Here is a 19,141-nt window from a genome sequence, read left to right as displayed (position 1 = left end):
CCGAGCGGCGTCGTGGCCTCAGGGCCGCGCGGCGCCGATGCGGAGCTCGAGCGAGTCGACCCGCTCGCCGACGACGTCGCTCGCGCCGAGCCGGGCGTTCACGGCCGCGAGCACGCCGTCCAGGCCCGCGCGGTCCAGGCCCGGGTCGAGCCGCAGCACGACGGCGACCTCCGCGGTGCGCCCCGGCTCGGCGCCGACGCTCGCCACGTGCTGGAGCGGGGCGACCGCCGACGAGACGGCGGCGGCAACCTCGGGGTCGACGACCCCGTCCTCGACCGCCGGGCGCCACGGCTTGCCCTGCGCGAGCGCCCAGACCGCGGGCCGCGGCACGAGCACCGTCGCCGGCCCGGCCGGGTCGATCACCAGGAGCGCCCAGTCCTCGCTCACGGCGGACAGCGCGGCGCGCGGCGCCTCGACGGGTACCGGCCGCGCGTCGGGCCGCCATGCCGTCATGGCCGCGACGGACGTGAACACCGGCAGCGCGCGGCGGCCGTCGGGCGCCTCGAGCGCGACGACCCCGGCCGATGCCTCCTTGTCGACGTGGAGGCCGTCCTCGGTCTCCCCGAGCTCGCCCAGCTCAGCGAGCACGGGCACGAGGACGCGGGTGGCGGCGAGGCGTGCGACCACGTCCCGGAGCGCCCCCTCCCCCGCCGTGTACGACGAGAGCAGGCGGGCGAGCTCGCCGTCCGCGGAGCCGTCGTCGCCGGCGAAACCGGACGACGGCGGCAGCGCGCGGCCGCCGGTCGGCGCGCTCACGGCCGGCCCGCGACGTCGAGCGCCTGGGGCAGCGTGAAGGCCCCGGCGTAGAGGGCCTTGCCGACGATCGTGCCCTCCACCCCGGCGGGGACGAGCTCGCGCAGCGCCTCGAGGTCGGCGAGGCTCGAGATGCCGCCCGACGCGACGACGGGCGCCTGGGTGCGGGCGGCGACGTCGCGCAGCAGGTCGAGGTTGGGCCCGCGCAGCGTCCCGTCCTTGGTCACGTCGGTCACGACGTACCGGGCGCAGCCCGCCGCCTCCAGCCGCTCGAGGACCTCCCAGAGGTCCCCGCCCTCCTCGGTCCAGCCCCGGGCGGCGAGCGTCGTGCCGCGCACGTCCAGCCCGACGGCGACGCGGTCGCCGTGCTCAGCGATCACCCGTGCCGTCCACTCCGGGTTCTCGAGCGCGGCCGTGCCGAGGTTCACCCGGCGGCAGCCGGTCGCGAGGGCCCGCTCGAGGCTCGCGTCGTCGCGGATGCCGCCCGAGAGCTCGACCTGCACGTCCAGGCGTCCCACGACCTCCGCGAGGAGCTCGGCGTTCGACCCGCGGCCGAACGCCGCGTCGAGGTCGACGAGGTGGACCCACTCGGCGCCGCCCGCCTGCCAGTCGAGCGCGGCGGTCAGCGGGTCTCCGTACGACGTCTCCGAGCCGGCCGCGCCCTGCACGAGGCGGACGGCCTGCCCGTCCGCGACGTCGACGGCGGGCAGCAGCACGAGGCGATCGGTCATCGAGGGTGCTCCAGGGGTTCGGGACCGGGGGCCGGTCGGGGTGCTACGGATCGCTACGGATACAGCGGCCAGGGGGCCGGGACGGGTCAGCGCAGGGTCGCGACCCAGTTCTCCAGGAGGTGCGCGCCGGCGTCGCCGGACTTCTCGGGGTGGAACTGGGTGGCGGACAGGGGGCCGTTCTCGACGGCCGCCACGAACCGGCTGCCGTGCGCCGCCCACGTGACCAGAGGGCGGATCGTGCTGCGTGCGAACGGCGAGTCCTCCGGGATGTCGGCCTCGAGCGGGAACTCCTGGGCGGCGTACGAGTGCACGAAGTAGAACCGCTCGTGCTCGACGCCGGCGAAGAGGCGCGACTCGGTGGCGGGCTCCACCGTGGCCCAGCCCATGTGCGGCACCACGGGGGCGTCGAGGCGCCGGACGGTGCCCGGCCACTCCCCCATGCCCTCGGTCACGACGCCGTGCTCGTCGCCCGCGTCGAAGAGGATCTGCATCCCGACGCAGATGCCGAGGACCGGGCGTCCGCCCGCGAGCCGGCGCCCCACGACCTCGTCGCCGCGCACCGCGCGCAGCCCCGCCATGCAGGCGGCGAACGCCCCGACCCCCGGCACCACGAGCCCGTCGGCCCGCTCGGCGACAGCGCGGTCGTGCGTCAGCTCGACCTGTGCCCCCACGCGCTCGAGCGCGCGCACGGCGGAGCGGACGTTGCCGAAGCCGTAGTCGAGGACGACGACGCTCGGTCGCGGCGAGGTGCTCGCGTCGCTCACTGGGCCTTCTTCCGGTCGCGTCGCGCCGTGCGCCCGGCCTTGGCCATCATGCGCATCGCCTTGAGCCGTCCCACGCCGACACTCGTCACGACCCCGGGGAAGTCGTCGACCGTCTCGGTGCCGAGCAGGAGGTTCGAGAGCGCCTCGGGGGCGCCGTCGAGCGCGAGGCCGGCGGCCAGCTCGTCGCCGGCCGCGCCGTCGAGCCACGTGTGCGCGACGATCCGGTCGTCGCGGTGCACCAGCAGGACCGCGGGCAGGCCCGCCGTCGCGCGCGTCAGGGTCGCCGCGACCCGCTCGGGCGCGCCCTCGCTCGTGTCCCGGCACCAGACGAGCACGCCGACGCCGGAGAGCACCGCGTCCACCGGCAGCCCGGCGATCGCGCACATCGCGGCCACCGGCTCCGCGGCACCGAGCTGCGTCACGACGACGGCGCGCACCGGCTTCTCGGTCACGGGCACCGCCGCCGCCCCGGTCGTGTCGCTCACAGCGCGCCCTTCGTCGACGGGACGCCCTCGACGCGCGGGTCGAGCGCGACGGCCACGCGCAGCGCACGGGCCAGGGCCTTGAACTGCGCCTCGACGACGTGGTGCGGGTCGCGCCCCGCGAGCACGCGCACGTGCAGGCAGATCCCCGCGTGGTGCGCGAGCGACTCGAGCACGTGCCGCGTGAGCGAGCCCGTGAAGTGGCCCCCGATCAGGTGGTACTCCTGGCCCTCGGGCTCGCCCGAGTGCACGAGGTACGGCCGGCCGGACACGTCGACGACCGCGAGCGCGAGCGCCTCGTCGAGCGGGACGGTCGCGTCGCCGAAGCGGGAGATGCCGCGCTTGTCGCCGAGCGCCTGGCGCAGCGCCTCACCCAGGACGATCGCCGTGTCCTCGACCGTGTGGTGCACGTCGATGTGGGTGTCGCCGGTCGCGCGGACCGTGAGGTCGAACAGCGCGTGCTTGCCGAGGGCCGTGAGCATGTGGTCGAAGAACGGGACGCTCGTCGACACGTCGGTGCGGCCGGACCCGTCGAGGTCCAGCTCGACGACGACGCTCGACTCGCTCGTCGCACGCTCGACGCGGGCGGTCCGGTGCCCCGGCTGCGCCTGGTCGCCGGCGCTCGGGGCCGCGCCCGTCGCCGCGGCGGGGGTCGGTGCGCTCATCGTGCCTCCTCCAGACCGGCCACCCGCACGAGGGCGGCCTTGAACGTCTCCATCTCCTGCGGCGTGCCGATCGACACCCGCAACCAGCCCTCGGGCCCGACCTCGCGGATCAGGACCCCCGCGTCGAGCATCCCCTGCCAGACCGCGTGGCGGTCGGCGAAGCGGCCGAACAGGACGAAGTTGGCGTCCGAGTCCGCGACGTCGAGCGGGCGGCCGTCGAGGAGCCGGCCGCGCAGCCACTCGGCCGTCGCGTCGCGCTCGGCCCGCAGCGACCCCACCTGCGCCATGAGCTCGTCCGCGTGCTCGAGCGCGGCCCGCGCGACGGCCTGCGTCACCGCCGACAGGTGGTACGGCAGCCGGACCACGCGCAGCGCGTCGACGAGCGCGCGCGACGCCGCCAGGTACCCGACGCGCGCGCCCGCCATCCCGAACGCCTTCGACATCGTGCGCGAGACCGCGAGGTTCGGGTGGTCCGCCAGCAGCTCGAGCGCGCTCGGGACGCCGCGGCGTCGGAACTCGCCGTACGCCTCGTCGACGACCACGACGGGCGACGCGCCCGAGCCGTCGACCTCGACCCGCGCCGCGGCGTCGAGCACGGCCTCGACCGTGGCGAGCGGCAGCGCGGTGCCGGTCGGGTTGTTGGGGCTCGCCAGCAGGACGACGGCGGGCCGGACCTCCGCGACGGTCGCGGCGGCGCGCTCGGGCTCGAGCGTGAAGTCGTCCTCGCGCCGGCCCGCGACCCACCCCGTCATCGCGTCGCGCGCGTACTCGGGGTACATCGAGTAGGTGGGCGCGAAGGACAGGACCGAGCGCCCCGGGCCGCCGAAGGCCTGGAGCAGCTGCAGCATGATCTCGTTCGAGCCGTTGGCCGCCCAGAGCTGCTCGGGCTGGAGGCGCACCCCCGACTCCACCGCGAGGTAGTCGGCCAGGTCCGCCCGCAGCCCCAGGAACTCGCGGTCCGGGTAGCGGTTCAGGCCGTGCGCCGCCTCCGTGACGCGGCGCGCGATGCTCGCGACCACGGCGTCCGACGGCTGGTACGGGTTCTCGTTGACGTTGAGCAGCACCGGCACGTCGAGCTGAGGGGCACCGTACGGGACCTCGTCGGCGAGGTCGGGCCGCACGGGCAGGCGCCCGCCGGTGGTCGCCGCGCCCTGGTGCCGCACGCCCGGGGCGGGCGGCACGGACGACGGCGCGGGCAGCGTGGGAGTCACGGGCCCAGTCTACGGAGGACGCCCGGGGCACCGACGTGACGTCCGGCACGCGGGCACCTGACCTGCGGCACTTGCCGGCATCGCGCCGCGCGGCGCGCAGCCCGCGATGCCACGGTGGAAGGAGGCCCCCGGACGGACGGGGCCGCGGAGCCAAGGCCCCCCGACCGACGGCGGGCCGACCCCCCGGGAGGTCGACGTGTCCACCATGCGTGCCGCCGTCGTGCACGGCTTCACCGACCCGCTCTCGATCGACGAGATCGACGTGCCCGACCCCGGGCCGTTCGAGGCGCTCGTCAAGGTCGACTACACCGGCGTGTGCCACACCGACCTGCACGCGGCGCACGGCGACTGGCCGGTCAAGCCCACCCCGCCGTTCGTGCCGGGGCACGAGGGGGTCGGGACGGTCGTCGCGGTCGGCGACTCGGTCACCCGCGTGGCCGTCGGCGACACGGTCGGCAACGCGTGGCTGTGGTCGGCGTGCGGCGAGTGCGAGTACTGCGAGACGGGCTGGGAGACGCTCTGCCCGAACCAGGAGACCGGCGGCTACTCGGTCGACGGCTCGTTCGGCCAGTACATGCTCGTCGACTCGCGCTACTGCCCGGTCGTCCCCGACGGCGTCGAGCTGTCCGCGGTCGGCCCGATCCTGTGCGCCGGCGTCACGGTCTACAAGGGCCTGAAGGTCACCGACACCCAGCCGGGCGAGTGGGTCCTGATCTCCGGCATCGGCGGGCTCGGGCACATCGCCGTCCAGTACGCCGTCGCCATGGGGCGCCGCGTCGCGGCCGTCGACGTCGCCGACGACAAGCTCGAGCTCGCGCGCAGGCACGGCGCCGAGGTCGTCGTGAACGCGGCGAGGTCGCGCGACCCTGCGGCGGAGCTGCAGGAGAAGACGGGTGGCGGCGTCCACGGCGCGCTCGTGACGGCCGTCAACGCGCACGCGTTCCCGCAGGCGGTCGGCGCGCTGCGCCGGGGCGGCACCGTGTCGCTCGTCGGCCTTCCGCCGGAGAAGTTCCCGCTCGACATCTTCACCACCGTGCTGTTCGGGCTGACCGTGCGCGGGTCGATCGTGGGCACGCGCAAGGACATGAGCGAGGCGATCGACTTCTTCGCCCGCGGGCTCGTCAAGCCGACCTACACCGTCCGCCCGCTCGCGGACATCAACGCGATCTTCACGGAGATGGAGGACGGCGGCATCGACGGGCGCGTCGTGATGGACATGTCGTGACGTCCCGTCCCCGCCGCGCGCTGTGGAGGACGCGGCCGGCGCGTCGGCGGTCGCCCGTAGAGTCGACCGGGTGAACGTGCCTACCACGGACCCGACCCCCGACACCCCGACCGCGCTCCGGGCCGCGCCCACGGACCGCGCCGCGCTGCGCGAGGAGGCCGAGGGAGTCCTGCGAGCGCTCGTCGGGCGCGACGACGTCGCGCTGCGCGAGGACCAGTGGCGCGCTGTCGAGGCGCTCGTCGCCGACGCGCGTCGCGCCCTCGTCGTGCAGCGGACCGGTTGGGGCAAGTCCGCCGTGTACTTCGTCGCGACCGCCCTGCTGCGGGCGCGCGGCGCCGGGCCGACCGTGCTCGTGTCCCCGCTGCTCGCGCTCATGCGCGACCAGGTCTCCGCCGCGCAGCGTGCCGGCATCCGGGCCGTGACGATCAACTCGTCGAACGTGACCGAGTGGGACCAGATCCACGCGGCCATCGCCGCGGGCGAGGTCGACGTGCTGCTGTGCTCGCCGGAGCGCCTCAACAACCCGGCGTTCCGCGACGAGGTGCTCCCCCGGCTCGCCGCCGACGCGGGGCTCGTGGTCGTCGACGAGGCGCACTGCGTGTCCGACTGGGGCCACGACTTCCGCCCCGACTACCGGCGCATCCGCACGCTGCTCGCCGACCTGCCCGTCGGGATCCCGGTGCTCGCCACGACCGCCACCGCGAACGCGCGCGTCGTCGCGGACGTCGCCGAGCAGCTGGGCGTGCGTGCCGACGGCATGGCCGTCCAGGGTGCCGGTGCCGACGTCCTCGTGCTGCGTGGCGCGCTCGACCGGGCGTCGCTCCACCTGGCCGTCGTCGACCTGCCCGACCCCTCGACGCGGCTCGCGTGGCTGGCCGAGGTGCTGCAGGACGCGCCCGGCTCGGGGATCGTCTACTGCCTCACGGTGTCGCAGGCGGAGCAGGTCGCGAGCCAGCTGCGCGCGACCGGGCTCGCCGTCGCCGCGTACACGGGACAGACCGACCCCGCCGAGCGCGAGGCCCTCGAGGCCGACCTCAAGGAGAACCGCGTCACCGCGCTCGTCGCGACCAGCGCCCTCGGCATGGGCTTCGACAAGCCGGACCTCGCGTTCGTCATCCACCTCGGCGCCCCGTCGTCGCCGATCGCGTACTACCAGCAGGTCGGGCGCGCCGGGCGCGGGGTCGAGCGCGCCGTGGTCGTCCTGCTGCCCGGGACCGAGGACCAGCGGATCTGGGAGTACTTCGACTCGCTGGGGTTCCCGCCCGAGCCGAAGGTGCGCGTGGTGCTCGACGTCCTCGGCTCCGCGCCGGACGGGCACCCGATGTCGGTGGCGCAGCTCGAGACGCACGTCGATCTCAAGCGCTCCCGCCTCGAGCAGATGCTGAAGGTCCTCGACGTCGACGGCGCGGTCCGCCGCGTGACGGGCGGCTGGGTGGCCACGGGCCGGCCGTGGGAGTACGACGCCGAGCGGTACGCCCGCGTCGCAGCGACGCGGGGGGACGAGCAGCGCGCCATGCTCGACTACGAGCGCACGCCCGGCTGCCGCATGGCGTTCCTCCGCGCCGTCCTCGACGACCCCGAGCTCGAGCCGGGGTGGCGGTGCGGGCGCTGCGACCGCTGCGGCGGTGTCGAGCTGCCGGGCGCGCCGGATCCCGACGCCGTCGCGGAGGCACGCCACGACCTCGACCGCCCGGGCGTCGAGGTGGTGGCGCGGCGGCAGTGGCCGAGCGGCATGGAGTCCCTGGGCGTCGACCTCCGCGGGCGGATCGACCCGGACGAGCGCGCCGAGACGGGGCGCGCGGTGGCTCGCCTCGACGGCCTCGGCTGGTCCGGCCCGCTGCGCGACCTGTTCGCGCCGGACGCGCCCGACGGCGAGACCCCCGTCCCGCTGCGCACCGCGGCCGTGCGGGTGCTCGACGACTGGCTCGGGCCCGACGGCGCCGGGACCGTCGACTGCGTGGTCGGGGTGCGCTCGGCGACCCGCCCGCAGCTCGTCGGGCACCTCGCGGGCGGACTCGCCCGCTACCTCGGCGTTCCGCTCGCCGGCTCCGTCGGACCCGTCGTCGGCCGCGAGGAGCCGACCGGCCACGACGTGAACTCCGCGGCCCGGCTCGCGGGTGTCGTCCGGCGTCTCGGCGCCGACGACGGGCTCGACGTCGCCGGCAAACGGGTCCTGCTCGTCGACGACCGCACGGACTCGGGCTGGACGCTCACGGTGGTCGCGCGCGCCCTGCGGCGCGCGGGAGCGACCGGGGTGCTGCCGTTCGTCCTCGCCGTGGGCTGATCGCGGCCATGGGCGGCACGGCGCCGGGAGACCGCGCGGACCTCGGGTATCGGGAGGTCGCGTCCTCGGTGCCCGGCGCGGTGCTCTGGTGGTCGGTCGCCGGGCCGTCGCACCACGAGACGCGTGTCCTGCCCGACGGGTGCGTCGACCTGCTGTGGACCGGGACGCACCTGCAGGTCGCGGGTCCCGACGTCGTGGCGTTCACGGCCAGCAGCCCGCCGGGGTCCCTGGTCGCGGGGCTCCGGTTCGCCCCGGGGACGGGGCCGCGCGCGCTCGGCCTCCGCGCGGACGAGGCGGTCGGCCGACGCGTCCCGCTGGACGCCCTGCTCCCGGGTCGTCAGGTCGCCCGGTGGGAGGTGGCCGTGTCCGCCCACCGCGCGCCCCGGGCGGGAGCCGGCCTCGTCCCGTCGGTCGCCGTCGGCCTCGAGCGCGTCGGGTGCGCGCTGGTCGAGGCGGCGCCGCCCCCCGACCGGCTGGTGGTCGCCCTCGTCGCCGAGCTGCGCCGAGGACGCGGCGTCGGCGAGTCCGCCCGTCAGCTCGGCGCGAGCGAACGGACGCTCCACCGCCGCTCTCTGCCCGCGCTGGGATACGGCCCCGCCACGCTGGCCCGGGTGCTGCGCCTGCAGCGCGCGGTCGGCCTGGCGCGCCGCGGCGTGCCGTGGGCCGCGGTCGCGGCGCGGGTGGGGTTCAGCGACCAGGCGCACCTGACCCGCGAGGTCCGCGCGCTGTCCGGCGTCACGCCCACGACGCTCGTCCCGGGCCGCCCGGGTTGAGGCGCTCGGGGGCGACGGACCGGCGGGCGCCACACCTCAGTGCTGCGAGCCCGGGAGCCAGGCGAACAGGTCGACCGGGTTGTCGTCCGGGTCGAGGACCGTCGCGTAGCGCTGGCCCCAGAACGCGTCCCACGGTTCGTGCAGGCTGCGGTAGCCGCCCCCGACGAGCGCGTCGTACGTCGCGTCGACCTCCGACGCGTCGTCGCACAGGAACGCGAGCGTGATCCGCGCCCCGCCCGACGGCTCGGTCCAGCCCGGCGTGAGCGACCGGACGAGCTCGACGGTGTCCCATGCGACCCGCAGCCCGCCGGGCAGGGTGGTCTCGACGTGGTCGTCCGGGCCGTCGGGCTCGGGCAGGTCCAGGCCGAGGCTGCGGTAGAAGGTGAGGGACGCCGCGAGGTCGCGGGTCACGATGCCGACGACGTTCAGTACAGGTGCCATGGCCTCGACGCTAGGCCGCGTCGCCGGCGACGTCTTGAAGGTTTCGGACAGGCCCGGGTCAGCCGCCGACGACGACCTGGCCGTCCTTGACGGTGGCCGTGAGGGTCTGCAGGGGCTTCTTCGCAGGGCCGTGCGTGACCTTGCCGGCGAGGTCGAACGTCGACCCGTGGCACGGGCACTCGAGGTCGCCCTGCCCGGGCACCACGCCGCAGCCCATGTGGGTGCAGATCGCGGACAGGACGTGGACGTCGCCGGCGGTGGGCTGGGTCACCAGGATCTGCGCGCCGCCCGGCAGCGTGGCCGAGACGGCGCCGCCCACCGGCACCTCGGCGAGCTGGGCGACCGTCGCGGCGGTGGCGGGCGGCGTGATCTGGACGTCACCCGTGCCGCCCGGGCTGCAGGCAGCCAGCACGAGGGCGGCCGCGCCGGCGCCCCCGCCCGCGAGCACAGCACGGCGTGACAGGCCGCCGCAGCAGGCGCCCGCCGCGCCGTCGGCGGCGGACGTCGACGCGCTCATGCGCGCTCTCCGTCGGTGCGCGGCGCCGGGTGCTCCGCGCCGAACCGCGCGCGGACCGCCTCGCCGTGCGCCGGAAGGTCCTCGGCGTCAGCGACCGCGACGATCCGGTCGGCGAGCTCGCCGAGCGCGTCGCGCGAGTACTCGACGACGTGCACGGCGCGCACGAAGCTGTGCACCCCGAGCCCGCTCGACGAGTGCGCCGCCCCGCCCGTGGGCAGCACGTGGTTCGAGCCGGCCATGTAGTCGCCCAGGGACACCGGGGCGTACGGGCCGACGAAGATGGCCCCCGCGCTGCGGACCCGGTCGGCGCGGGCCACTGCGTCGGCCGTCTGGATCTCGAGGTGCTCCGCGCCGTAGGCGTCGACGACCTCGAGTCCCTGCTCGAGGTCGTCGACCAGGACGATCGCGGACTGCGGGCCCGCGAGCGCCTCGGCGACCCGCTCGGCGTGCTTCGTGGCGCCCGCGCGGGCCTCGGCCCGGGCCTCGACCTCGTCGGCGAGCGTCTCGCTCGGCGTGACGAGGACCGCGGCGGCCATCGGGTCGTGCTCGGCCTGGCTGACGAGGTCGGCCGCGACGTGGTCGGCGTCGGCGGTGTCGTCGGCGAGGACCGCGATCTCGGTGGGCCCGGCCTCCGCGTCGATGCCGACGACGCCGCGCACGAGCCGCTTGGCGGCGGCGACGTAGACGTTGCCCGGTCCCGTCACCACGTCGACGGGCTCGCAGAGCACGTCGCCGTCCTGGGGCTCGGAGCCCAGCGCGCCGTAGGCCAGCATCGCGACCGCCTGGGCACCGCCGACGGCGTAGACCTCGTCGACGCCGAGCAGCGCGCACGCCGCCAGGACGGTCGGGTGCGGGAGGCCGCCGTGCTCGCGCTGGGGCGGCGACGTGACGACGAGCTCGGACACGCCTGCCTCCTGCGCGGCCACGGCGTTCATGACGACGGTCGACGGGTAGACGGCGAGCCCGCCCGGCACGTACAGCCCGACGCGGCGCACGGGGATCCACCGCTGGCGGACGCGCGCGCCGTCGGCGAGCTCGACGATGTGCTCGGCGGGACGCTGCGCGGCGTGCACCGCGCGGACGCGTCGGATCGCCTCCTCGAGGCCGGCCCGCACGTCGGGGGCGAGGCCGGCGAGCGCGCCGGCGAGCGCCGCCGCGGGGACCCGCAGGTGCTCCGGCCTGACCCCCTCGAACCGCTCGGCGAGGTCGCGCAGGGCGGCTGCGCCGTGCTCGCGGACCTGCGCGATGATCGGCGCCACGCGCTCGGCGGCGTCCTCGACGCGCACCTCCGCGCGCGGCAGGGCGTCGGTGAGCTCGCGGCGGGACAGCGTGCGGCCCCTCAGGTCGATGCGCTGGATCACGGCTCGAGTCTAGTGGCGCGGGCTCCGGAGCCCGCCGGACGTCCAGGAGGTGGCGGCGCGTCCGCCCGCGTGCCCGAGGCTGCCCCCGGTGCGGGAGGATGGGGGCGTGAGCGACCCCACTGCCGATGCCCCCCGCGTGCCCATCGCCGACGACGAGATCCGCCTCGGCCAGTTCCTCAAGCTCGCGGACCTCGCGGAGTCGGGCGCGACGGCCCGGGAGCTCATCACGGAGGGCGAGGTGCGCGTCAACGGCGAGGTCGACCTGCGCCGGGGCCGCCGTCTGGTCCGGGGCGACGTCGTCGCCGTGGCGACGCCACAGGGCGAGCGGGTCGCCGTCGTCGGCTGAGGTCGACGCACCGACGCTACGTCCTCAGCCGGGACGCGCCTCTCCGTCCGGTGACGCGACCCGAGACGACGGTCGTCGCGTAGCCGACGAGCACCAGGACCACGAGGACTGCTGCGGCTCCGTACACGGCGCGGTAGGGGTCGGGGAAGACGGCCAGACCGGCGATGAGCAGACCGGACAGGACGGCGCCCACGCGGCGGGTGTTGGTGAACAGCCCGGAAGCCAGCCCGGGGCTCGGGAAGACGTCCTGGAAGACCGTGAGCCCGACGCCTGCGACCGTCGCGAAGAACCACGCGTTGAGCGGCTGCAGCGCGACGAGCTGCCACGGGGCCCGCGTGACGGACGCCAGCGCGTAGTAGGCCGCGCCGACGAGGCACGCGCCGAGGATCAGGGAGCGCGCCGGCACGCGCGCGTGGAACCGGCCGATCAGGAGCAGCGCCGGGATCTCCAGGATCGCGGCCGCCCCGAGCACGACGCCGGCCCACTGGATGGGCGCGTGCAGCTCGCGGGTGACGAAGAGCGTCGCCACCGTCACCGTCGCGACGTTGGTCACCTGCAGAGCGACGAACGCCACGACGACGCCCCAGCGACCGCGTCCGCGCAGCTGCGCGCGCATCGGCGGACGCGCGGCGTGCGGCGCCGGTTCGGTCGAGCGGCGGCGGCGCAGGAGCAGCACGGCGGTCGCGACGTTGACCAGCCCGACGCCGGCGAGCAGCCACAGCGTGGAGGCGCCCCCGAGCACGCCGGTGCACGCCGTCGCGAGCGGCGGGCCGACCACCCACGCGAAGGACACGACCGCACGGGTCCGGATCACCCGGGACGGAGACGCGCCCTCGTGACGCAGCTGCGCGAAGAGGAGCGTGGACCCGACGCCCGCCGGGCCGCCGAGGAGGACGAGCGCGAGCAGCGCGACCGTCACCGACGGCGCAGCCGCGAGGGCGAGCACCATCCCGACGCCGCAGATCCCGCAGGCCAGCAGGGGGCGGAGGTAGTCGCCCGTCCGGTCGGCGGCCGACGGGATCACCAGGGACGCGACGAACCCGCCGACGTTGTACGCGCCGAGGATCAACCCCACCTGAGCGGGGGTGCTGTCGAGGAGCGTCACCAGCAGGACGGCCAGCAGCGGGTTCAGCACGGCGAACTGCAACGCCCAGAACCAGGCGGCGGTCGGCCAGAGCAGCCGTGCCGCAGACGACGCGGGAGTCTCGGCGCCCGTCATGGGCGGGTCACGGTCGACCGACGATCAGCCGCAGCGACCCGTCGTACGAGGGCTGGGTGCGCAGGTGACCGTGCCGGTCGTCCCAGGTGCCGCTGGCGAGGTCGGCGCGGAGCGTCCGTTCGAACCGCTCGCCGACCGCTCGGTCGACGAAGCTCCAGGCCGAGTTCGCGAGGCGGGCGCCCGGGTCGAGGAGCGCCTCGGGCCTGCCGTAGTAGGCCTCGGAGAAGCCGTCGGTGCACGTCAGCGGGATCGGCACCGCGGTGACGGCGACGTCTCCGCCGAGGCAGGACCGGATCTCGGCGATCGCCGGGTACCGTCCTGCCTCCGTGGCGATGACCTCCGGCGCGTACTCGTCCAGCCACGACGACCGCAGCGCGCGCGGGTCGCAGGTGAGGATCACGACGGGCCCGCTCGTGACGCGCCTCGCCTCCCGCAGCCCCGCACGCAGGTCCCGCCACTGGTGCACCGTGAACGACGCGAGGGAAGCGTCGAACGCGTCGTCGGGGAACGGGAGGTCTTCCGCGACCGCATCGATCGCCGGGGCGGAATCGACGGGGCGTTGTCTGCGCATCGCGGCGCTGGGCTCGACCGCCGTCACGTCGAGCTCGGCAGGCTCGTAGGACCCGGCACCCGCGCCGATGTTCACCAACGTCCTCGCGTCGTCCAAGGCATCCTTGATCGCTGCCACGAAGGCTTGCTCCGGTCGCCGGTACCGGGCGTAGTCGACGCCGATCACCCCGTAGTCGGCGTCACCGGCACTACCGTCCGCGCCGCGCGGCTGCGTCCTGCTGTTCTCCTCGCACATGCCACCACCCTGCGCGCCGGCCGGCGCACGGCGCCAGCGGCTCGGGCGCCACTTCCCGCATGGATCGTGCCACGGCGGTCAGCCCGCCATGTACGACGAGCTCATGACCTTGTCGACCGCGATGCGGAGGACCACGCGGTCCGGGTTGGGCTCGAGCGGGCGGTAGCGGCGGGCGTAGCGGGCGACGGCGTCGACCACCTCGTCGAGGTCCGGCACGACCTCGGCCTCGCCCTCGAGCGTGAGCCAGCGGCCACCCTCGACCTGGCACACGGACGCCCGGGGCGCGCCGCCGTGCGCGGTGCGGCGCGCGACGTTCCGGGCCTTGACCGAGCTGCGGTTGGTGGTGATCCGGACGACACCGGCGTCGTCGTCCCAGGTGAACGCCACGGGCACGACGTGCGGCGACCCGTCCTCGCGCAGCGTCGTCAGCGTCGCGAGGTGGCGTTCCGTCACGAAGACCCGCTGCTCCGGGTTGAGGTGGACCGTCCTCATCCCAGGCAGCTCGGTCCCAGCAGCGCCTTGAGGTCCCCGAACAGCGCCGGCGTCCGCTCGACCCGCAGGGTGTCCTCGAGGCGCATGACGGTGGCCCGCCCCGGCTCCGTCAGCTTGAGGTGGACCTCGGACGCACCGGGGTGCGTCCGCAGGATCTCGCGGAGCCGTTCCACCACGGGCTGGGTGCACCGCACCGACGGCAGGCTGACCGTGACGGGTCCGTCCGGCGACGCCGAGACGTCCGGGAGGGAGACCTCCATCGCCTGGAGCTGCATCGTGTCGTCGCGGCGCCGCACTCGCCCTCGCAGGGTGACGACCGTGTCCTCCGCGAGGACGGTCGAGTACGCGAGGTAGGTCTCGCCGAAGAACATGACCTCGACCGAGCCCTCGAGGTCCTCGACCGCGACCGACGCCCACGGGTTCCCGTTCTTGGACCACCGGTGCTGCACGTTGGTGAGGAGGCCCGCGATCGTGACGACCGAGCCGTCGGCACGCTCCTCGTCGGCCAGGAGCGTCGCGATCGTCGTCTCGGCGGCGCGCGAGAGCACGTGCTCGAGACCCGACAGGGGGTGGTCCGAGACGTAGAGGCCGAGCATCTCGCGCTCGAACGCGAGCCGCTGCTTCTTCTCCCAGTCCGGCAGGTCCGGCACCTCGACGCTGAACCCGACCGTGGCGCCGTCGTCGTCGGCAGCGAAGTCGGCGAACAGGTCGAACTGCCCCTCGGCCTCCTTGCGCTTGACGCTGATCACGGAGTCGACAGCCATCTCGTGCACGGCGAGCAGCGCGCGGCGCGTGTGCCCCAGCGAGTCGAACGCGCCCGCCTTGATGAGCGACTCGATGGTCCGCTTGTTGCAGACCACCGCCGGCACCTTGTCGAGGAAGTCGGTGAACGAGGTGAAGGCGCCCTTCTCCTCGCGGGTCGCGGTGATCGCGTCGACCACGTTCGAGCCCACGTTACGGACGGCGGTGAGGCCGAACCGGATGTCGTCGCCCACCGCGGTGAAGTTCGCGGACGACGAGTTCACGTCCGGCGGGAGCACCGTGATGCCCATGCGCCGGCACTCGGACAGGTACAGCGCCGACTTGTCCTTGTCGTCGCGCACGCTCGTCAGCAGCCCGGCCATGTACTCGGTCGGGTAGTTCGCCTTCATGTAGGCGGTCCAGTAGGACACCAGGCCGTAGCCCGCCGAGTGGGCCTTGTTGAACGCGTAGCCGGCGAACGGGACCAGGGTGTCCCACACGGCCTGGATGGCCTGGTCGGAGTAGCCCCGCTCGCGCATGCCCGTCTGGAAGGGGACGAACTCCTTGTCGAGGATCTCCTTCTTCTTCTTACCCATCGCGCGGCGCAGCAGGTCCGCCTGGCCCAGCGAGTAGCCGGCGAGGATCTGTGCGGCGCGCTGCACCTGCTCCTGGTAGACGATCAGGCCGTACGTCTCGCCCAGGATCTCCGCGAGCGGCTCCTCGAGCTCGGGGTGGATCGGGGTGATCTCCTGCAGCCCGTTCTTGCGCAGCGCGTAGTTGGTGTGGGAGTTCATGCCCATGGGGCCCGGGCGGTACAGCGCGATGACGGCGGAGATGTCCTCGAAGTTGTCGGGGCGCATCTGGCGGAGCAGCGCCCGCATGGGGCCGCCGTCGAGCTGGAACACGCCCAGCGTGTCGCCGCGGCTCAGCAGGGCGTACGCGGCCTCGTCGTCGAGCGGCACCGATTCGATCTCGACCGGCTCCTTGCCGTTCGCGACGATGTTGCCGAGCGCGTCGTCGAGGATCGTGAGGTTCCGCAGACCCAGGAAGTCCATCTTGATCAGCCCGAGCGTCTCCGACGTCGGGTAGTCGAACTGCGTGATGATCGCCCCGTCCTGGGGGCGGCGCATCGTGGGGATCACGTCGGTGAGCGGGACGCTCGACATGATGAGCGCGCACGCGTGCACGCCCCACTGCCGCTTCAGGCCCTCGATGCCGCGCGCCAGCTCGACGACGCGCTGCGCCTCCGGGTCCGCGTTGTGCACCTGCCGGAACTGCTCCGCCTCCCCGTACCGCGGGTCCTTCGGGTTGAAGATCCCGCCCAGCGAGATGTCCTTGCCCATGACGGCGGGCGGCATCGCCTTGGTGAGCTTCTCCCCCATGGCGAACGGGAAGCCCAGCAGCCGGGACGAGTCCTTGAGCGCCTGCTTGGCCTTGATCGTGCCGTACGTCACGACCTGGGAGACGCGGTCGTCGCCGTACTTGTCCGTCACGTACTTGATGACCTCGCCGCGCCGGCGCTCGTCGAAGTCCACGTCGACGTCGGGCATCGACACGCGCTCGGGGTTGAGGAAGCGCTCGAAGATCAGCCCGTGCTGCAGCGGGTCCAGCTCCGTGATGCCCATGACGTACGAGGCCATCGACCCCGCGGCCGACCCGCGGCCGGGGCCCACCCGGATGCCCTGCGCCTTGGCCCAGTTGATGAAGTCCGCGACCACGAGGAAGTAGCCGGGGAACCCCATCTGGAGGATGACCTCGGTCTCGTACTCGGCCTGCTTGCGCGACGCCTCGGGCACGCCCTCGGGGTACCGGCGGTGCAGCCCCGCCTCGACCTCCTTGACGAACCAGCTCGTCTCGTCCTCCCCCTCGGGGACGGGGAACCGGGGCATGTAGTTCGCCGACGTGTCGAACGTGACGTCGCACTGCTCCGCGAGGCGCAGCGTGTTGTCGCAGGCCTCCGGCAGCTCCGCCCACACCCGGCGCATCTCCTCGGCCGACTTCACGTAGTAGCCGTCGCCGTCGAACTTGAACCGGTCGGGGTCGTCGAGCGTGGAGCCCGAGTTGATCGCCAGCAGCGCCTCCTGCGACGTCGCGTCCTCCTGGCGCACGTAGTGCAGGTCGTTCGTCGCAAGCAGCGGGGCGCCGATGGTCTCGGCGAGGCGCAGCAGGTCCTTGATCACGCGCCGCTCGATGTCGAGCCCGTGGTCCATGAGCTCGACGTAGAAGTAGTCCTTGCCGTAGATGTCCTGCAGCTCTCCGGCGACGCGGACCGCCTCGTCCCACTGGCCGAGGCGAAGGCGCGTCTGGATCTCGCCGGACGGGCAGCCGGTCGACGCGGCCATCCCGCCCGAGTAGGTCTCCAGCAGGTCCCGGTCCATGCGGGGCCACTTGCCCATCTGGCCCTCGAGCGACGCCAGCGAGCTCGCCCGGAGCAGGTTGTGCAGGCCCTCGTTGGTCCGCGCCCACATCGTCTGGTGCGTGTACGCGCCGCGGGCCGAGACGTCGTCGGACTCCTGCCCCTGCTGGCCGAACCGCACGCGCGTCTGGTCGAACCGGCTCGTGCCCGGCGTGACGTACGCCTCGACACCGAGGATCGGCTTGATCCCGTGGGCGCGGGCCTTGCTCCAGAAGTCGAACGCGCCGAACAGATAGCCGTGGTCGGTGATCGCGATGGACTTCTGGCCGAGCCGTTCCACCTCCGTGAACAGCGAGTCGAGGCGGGCCGCGCCGTCGAGCATCGAGTACTCGGTGTGGACGTGGAGGTGGACGAAGTCTTCCCCGGTCGGCATGGGGTCGAGTCTAGGTGCGGGCGCCGACAACGCCGGTCACCGCGGACGGCGTGGCCGTGCGCTCCAGCCGGGGTGCGGAGCGACGTCAGCGGTCGACGAGCGTCTTCGCCGCGTCCCGGTGCTCGATGCCAGCGTCGAGGTACACGTCGCCCACGACGACGTAGCCCACGCGCTCGTAGAAGCCGGTCGCCTGGACCTGCGCGCTCAGCACGACCCGGCACCGGCCCTCGTCCGCGTGCTCGGCGAGCGCGACGGCCTCGAGCTCGCGCATGAGCAGCGCGCCGAGCCCGGTGCCCCGCCAGGCGGCGTCGACCGCGACCCGCCCCACGTGCACCTCGCCGGGGTGCTCGGGGTCGGTGAGCAGCCGTCCGGTGGCGACGACGGCGCCGGCCGGGTCGCGCAGCAGCAGGTGCGTCGTGCTCGGGTCGGTGTCGAGCGCGTCGACCTCCTCCTCGGCCGGGACGCCCTGCTCGTCGACGAAGACGCGGACGCGCAACGCCTGCGCCTCCTCGAGCTGCGCCGGCGTCGAGACACGCTCGACCGTCACGTGCTGGGCCGCGGGCCCCTCGGGCATCTTCATGCGCACACCTCCGTCAGCGTCCGGCCGGACCGTCGGCACCGCGCGCGACGTCGAGCGCGTGCCGGAGGTCGTCAGGGTAGTCGCTCGCGACCTCGAGCCACTGGCCCGTCGACGGGTGCTCGAAGCCGAGCCGCACGGCGTGGAGCCACTGGCGCTCGAGGCCCACGCGCGCGGCGAGGCGCGGGTCCGCCCCGTACGTGAGGTCGCCGACGAGCGGGTGGCGCAGCGCCGCGAAGTGGACCCGGATCTGGTGCGTGCGGCCCGTCTCGAGGTGCACCTCGACGAGCGAGGCCGCGGGCACCATCTCCAGCACCTCGTAGTGGGTCACGGACGGCTTCCCGTCGGCGGTGACCGCGAACTTGTAGTCGGCGCCCGGGTGGCGGCCGATCGGCGCGTCGATCGTGCCCGTCGTCGGCTCCGGGTGGCCCTGCGCGAGCGCGTGGTAGACCTTGTCGACCGTGCGCTCCTTGAACGCGCGCTTCAGGACGGTGTAGGCGCGCTCGGACTTGGCGACGACCATGAGCCCGCTCGTGCCGACGTCGAGCCGGTGCACGATGCCCTGGCGCTCCGCCGCGCCCGAGGTCGAGATGCGGTAGCCGGCAGCGGCCAGCGCCCCGACGACGGTAGGCCCGGTCCAGCCCGGCGACGGGTGCGCCGCGACCCCGACCGGCTTGTCGACGACGACGACGTCGTCGTCCTCGTAGGCGATGCGCATGCCGGGCACGGGCTCGGGGACCACCGCGGGTCCCTGCTCGCGGTCCTCGTCGGGCAGCTCGACGTCGAGCCACGCACCGGCGCGCAGGCGGTCCGACTTGCCGAGCTCGACGCCGTCCTGCCGGACGCCGCCCGCCGCGGCGACGTCGGCCGCGCGCGTGCGGGAGAGCCCGAGCATGCGGGCGAGGGCGGCGTCCACCCGCTCGCCGGCCAGGGCGTCCGGCACGGGAAAGCTCCTGCTGGCCACG

19 protein-coding genes are annotated in these 19,141 nt (G+C 74.6%); 4 read left to right on the top strand and 15 right to left on the bottom strand.

Going from position 1 to position 19,141, the window contains the following annotated elements; genetic code table 11:
* Positions 1–18: 18 nt before the first annotated feature.
* The 6 genes from ACLQ14_RS15810 to ACLQ14_RS15785 all read right to left on the bottom strand — a co-directional run bounded on the left by ACLQ14_RS15810 (position 19) and on the right by ACLQ14_RS15785 (position 4,558).
* Positions 19–756: an SseB family protein gene (locus ACLQ14_RS15810; protein ID WP_425814716.1), complete on the bottom strand. Its 738-nt coding sequence runs from the start codon at positions 754–756 to the stop codon at positions 19–21.
* Positions 753–1,484, bottom strand: coding sequence for a bifunctional 1-(5-phosphoribosyl)-5-((5-phosphoribosylamino)methylideneamino)imidazole-4-carboxamide isomerase/phosphoribosylanthranilate isomerase PriA (gene priA, locus ACLQ14_RS15805; protein WP_425814714.1), 732 nt, complete (start codon positions 1,482–1,484; stop codon positions 753–755). Before priA ends, ACLQ14_RS15810 begins: the two co-directional genes overlap by 4 nt.
* Positions 1,485–1,570: 86 nt before the next feature.
* Positions 1,571–2,248, bottom strand: a complete 678-nt coding sequence (gene hisH, locus ACLQ14_RS15800) for an imidazole glycerol phosphate synthase subunit HisH (protein WP_425814712.1) — start codon at positions 2,246–2,248, stop codon at positions 1,571–1,573.
* The gene (locus tag ACLQ14_RS15795; RefSeq protein ID WP_425814710.1) at positions 2,245–2,733 is read right to left on the bottom strand and encodes a hypothetical protein; all 489 of its coding nucleotides are present in this window, start codon (positions 2,731–2,733) and stop codon (positions 2,245–2,247) included. Before ACLQ14_RS15795 ends, hisH begins: the two co-directional genes overlap by 4 nt.
* A complete protein-coding gene (gene hisB, locus ACLQ14_RS15790) occupies positions 2,730–3,395 on the bottom strand; it encodes an imidazoleglycerol-phosphate dehydratase HisB (protein WP_425814709.1) in 666 nt (221 codons plus the stop codon). The genes ACLQ14_RS15795 and hisB overlap by 4 nt, the downstream gene beginning before the upstream one ends.
* Positions 3,392–4,558: a histidinol-phosphate transaminase gene (locus ACLQ14_RS15785; protein WP_425814786.1), complete on the bottom strand. Its 1,167-nt coding sequence runs from the start codon at positions 4,556–4,558 to the stop codon at positions 3,392–3,394. The genes hisB and ACLQ14_RS15785 overlap by 4 nt, the downstream gene beginning before the upstream one ends.
* Before the next feature lie 244 nt (positions 4,559–4,802).
* Here ACLQ14_RS15785 and adhP point away from each other — a divergent pair, with 244 nt between their 5' ends.
* From adhP to ACLQ14_RS15770, 3 genes are all read left to right on the top strand, one after another.
* On the top strand, positions 4,803–5,831 hold the full coding sequence (adhP, locus tag ACLQ14_RS15780; RefSeq protein WP_425814708.1) for an alcohol dehydrogenase AdhP: 1,029 nt from the start codon (positions 4,803–4,805) through the stop codon (positions 5,829–5,831).
* 70 nt (positions 5,832–5,901) lie between these two features.
* A complete protein-coding gene (locus tag ACLQ14_RS15775; protein WP_425814706.1) occupies positions 5,902–8,115 on the top strand; it encodes a RecQ family ATP-dependent DNA helicase in 2,214 nt (737 codons plus the stop codon).
* Between the two features lie 8 nt (positions 8,116–8,123).
* Positions 8,124–8,888 (top strand): helix-turn-helix domain-containing protein, encoded by a 765-nt coding sequence (locus tag ACLQ14_RS15770; RefSeq protein ID WP_425814704.1) that lies wholly within the window; start codon positions 8,124–8,126, stop codon positions 8,886–8,888.
* A 36-nt stretch (positions 8,889–8,924) separates the two neighbouring features.
* Here the strand turns inward: ACLQ14_RS15770 and ACLQ14_RS15765 are convergent, their stop codons facing one another.
* From ACLQ14_RS15765 to hisD, 3 genes are read right to left on the bottom strand one after another with little or no spacing between them, the layout of a single operon-like run.
* Positions 8,925–9,329 carry a VOC family protein gene (locus ACLQ14_RS15765; protein ID WP_425814702.1) on the bottom strand — a complete coding sequence of 135 codons (405 nt, stop codon included), beginning with the start codon at positions 9,327–9,329 and terminating at the stop codon, positions 8,925–8,927.
* A 58-nt stretch (positions 9,330–9,387) separates the two neighbouring features.
* Positions 9,388–9,846, bottom strand: a complete 459-nt coding sequence (locus tag ACLQ14_RS15760) for a ubiquinol-cytochrome c reductase iron-sulfur subunit (RefSeq protein ID WP_425814701.1) — start codon at positions 9,844–9,846, stop codon at positions 9,388–9,390.
* A complete protein-coding gene (gene hisD / locus ACLQ14_RS15755) occupies positions 9,843–11,207 on the bottom strand; it encodes a histidinol dehydrogenase (protein ID WP_425814699.1) in 1,365 nt (454 codons plus the stop codon). The genes ACLQ14_RS15760 and hisD overlap by 4 nt, the downstream gene beginning before the upstream one ends.
* Positions 11,208–11,313: 106 nt before the next feature.
* Between hisD and ACLQ14_RS15750 the strand changes: the two genes are divergently transcribed.
* The gene (locus ACLQ14_RS15750) at positions 11,314–11,553 is read left to right on the top strand and encodes an RNA-binding S4 domain-containing protein (RefSeq protein ID WP_425814697.1); all 240 of its coding nucleotides are present in this window, start codon (positions 11,314–11,316) and stop codon (positions 11,551–11,553) included.
* Between the two features lie 16 nt (positions 11,554–11,569).
* Here ACLQ14_RS15750 and ACLQ14_RS15745 read toward each other — a convergent pair whose 3' ends face one another.
* The 6 genes from ACLQ14_RS15745 to ACLQ14_RS15720 all read right to left on the bottom strand — a co-directional run bounded on the left by ACLQ14_RS15745 (position 11,570) and on the right by ACLQ14_RS15720 (position 19,140).
* A complete protein-coding gene (locus ACLQ14_RS15745) occupies positions 11,570–12,772 on the bottom strand; it encodes an MFS transporter (RefSeq protein ID WP_425814695.1) in 1,203 nt (400 codons plus the stop codon).
* A 7-nt stretch (positions 12,773–12,779) separates the two neighbouring features.
* The gene (locus tag ACLQ14_RS15740; RefSeq protein WP_425814693.1) at positions 12,780–13,577 is read right to left on the bottom strand and encodes a class I SAM-dependent methyltransferase; all 798 of its coding nucleotides are present in this window, start codon (positions 13,575–13,577) and stop codon (positions 12,780–12,782) included.
* A gap of 78 nt (positions 13,578–13,655) precedes the next feature.
* The gene (locus ACLQ14_RS15735) at positions 13,656–14,069 is read right to left on the bottom strand and encodes a pyridoxamine 5'-phosphate oxidase family protein (protein WP_425814691.1); all 414 of its coding nucleotides are present in this window, start codon (positions 14,067–14,069) and stop codon (positions 13,656–13,658) included.
* Positions 14,066–17,599: a DNA polymerase III subunit alpha gene (dnaE, locus tag ACLQ14_RS15730; RefSeq protein WP_425814690.1), complete on the bottom strand. Its 3,534-nt coding sequence runs from the start codon at positions 17,597–17,599 to the stop codon at positions 14,066–14,068. Before dnaE ends, ACLQ14_RS15735 begins: the two co-directional genes overlap by 4 nt.
* 85 nt (positions 17,600–17,684) lie before the next feature.
* Positions 17,685–18,179 carry a GNAT family N-acetyltransferase gene (locus ACLQ14_RS15725; protein ID WP_425814688.1) on the bottom strand — a complete coding sequence of 165 codons (495 nt, stop codon included), beginning with the start codon at positions 18,177–18,179 and terminating at the stop codon, positions 17,685–17,687.
* Positions 18,180–18,192: 13 nt separating this feature from the next.
* The gene (locus ACLQ14_RS15720) at positions 18,193–19,140 is read right to left on the bottom strand and encodes an RluA family pseudouridine synthase (RefSeq protein WP_425814686.1); all 948 of its coding nucleotides are present in this window, start codon (positions 19,138–19,140) and stop codon (positions 18,193–18,195) included.
* Position 19,141 lies beyond the last annotated feature (1 nt).

Source organism: Luteimicrobium sp. DT211 (genome assembly GCF_049844995.1).
In the GTDB taxonomy this organism is placed as follows: domain Bacteria; phylum Actinomycetota; class Actinomycetes; order Actinomycetales; family Cellulomonadaceae; genus Luteimicrobium.
Note: the sequence above shows the minus strand (reverse complement) of the source record. Positions and strands in the feature narration are given on the sequence as shown.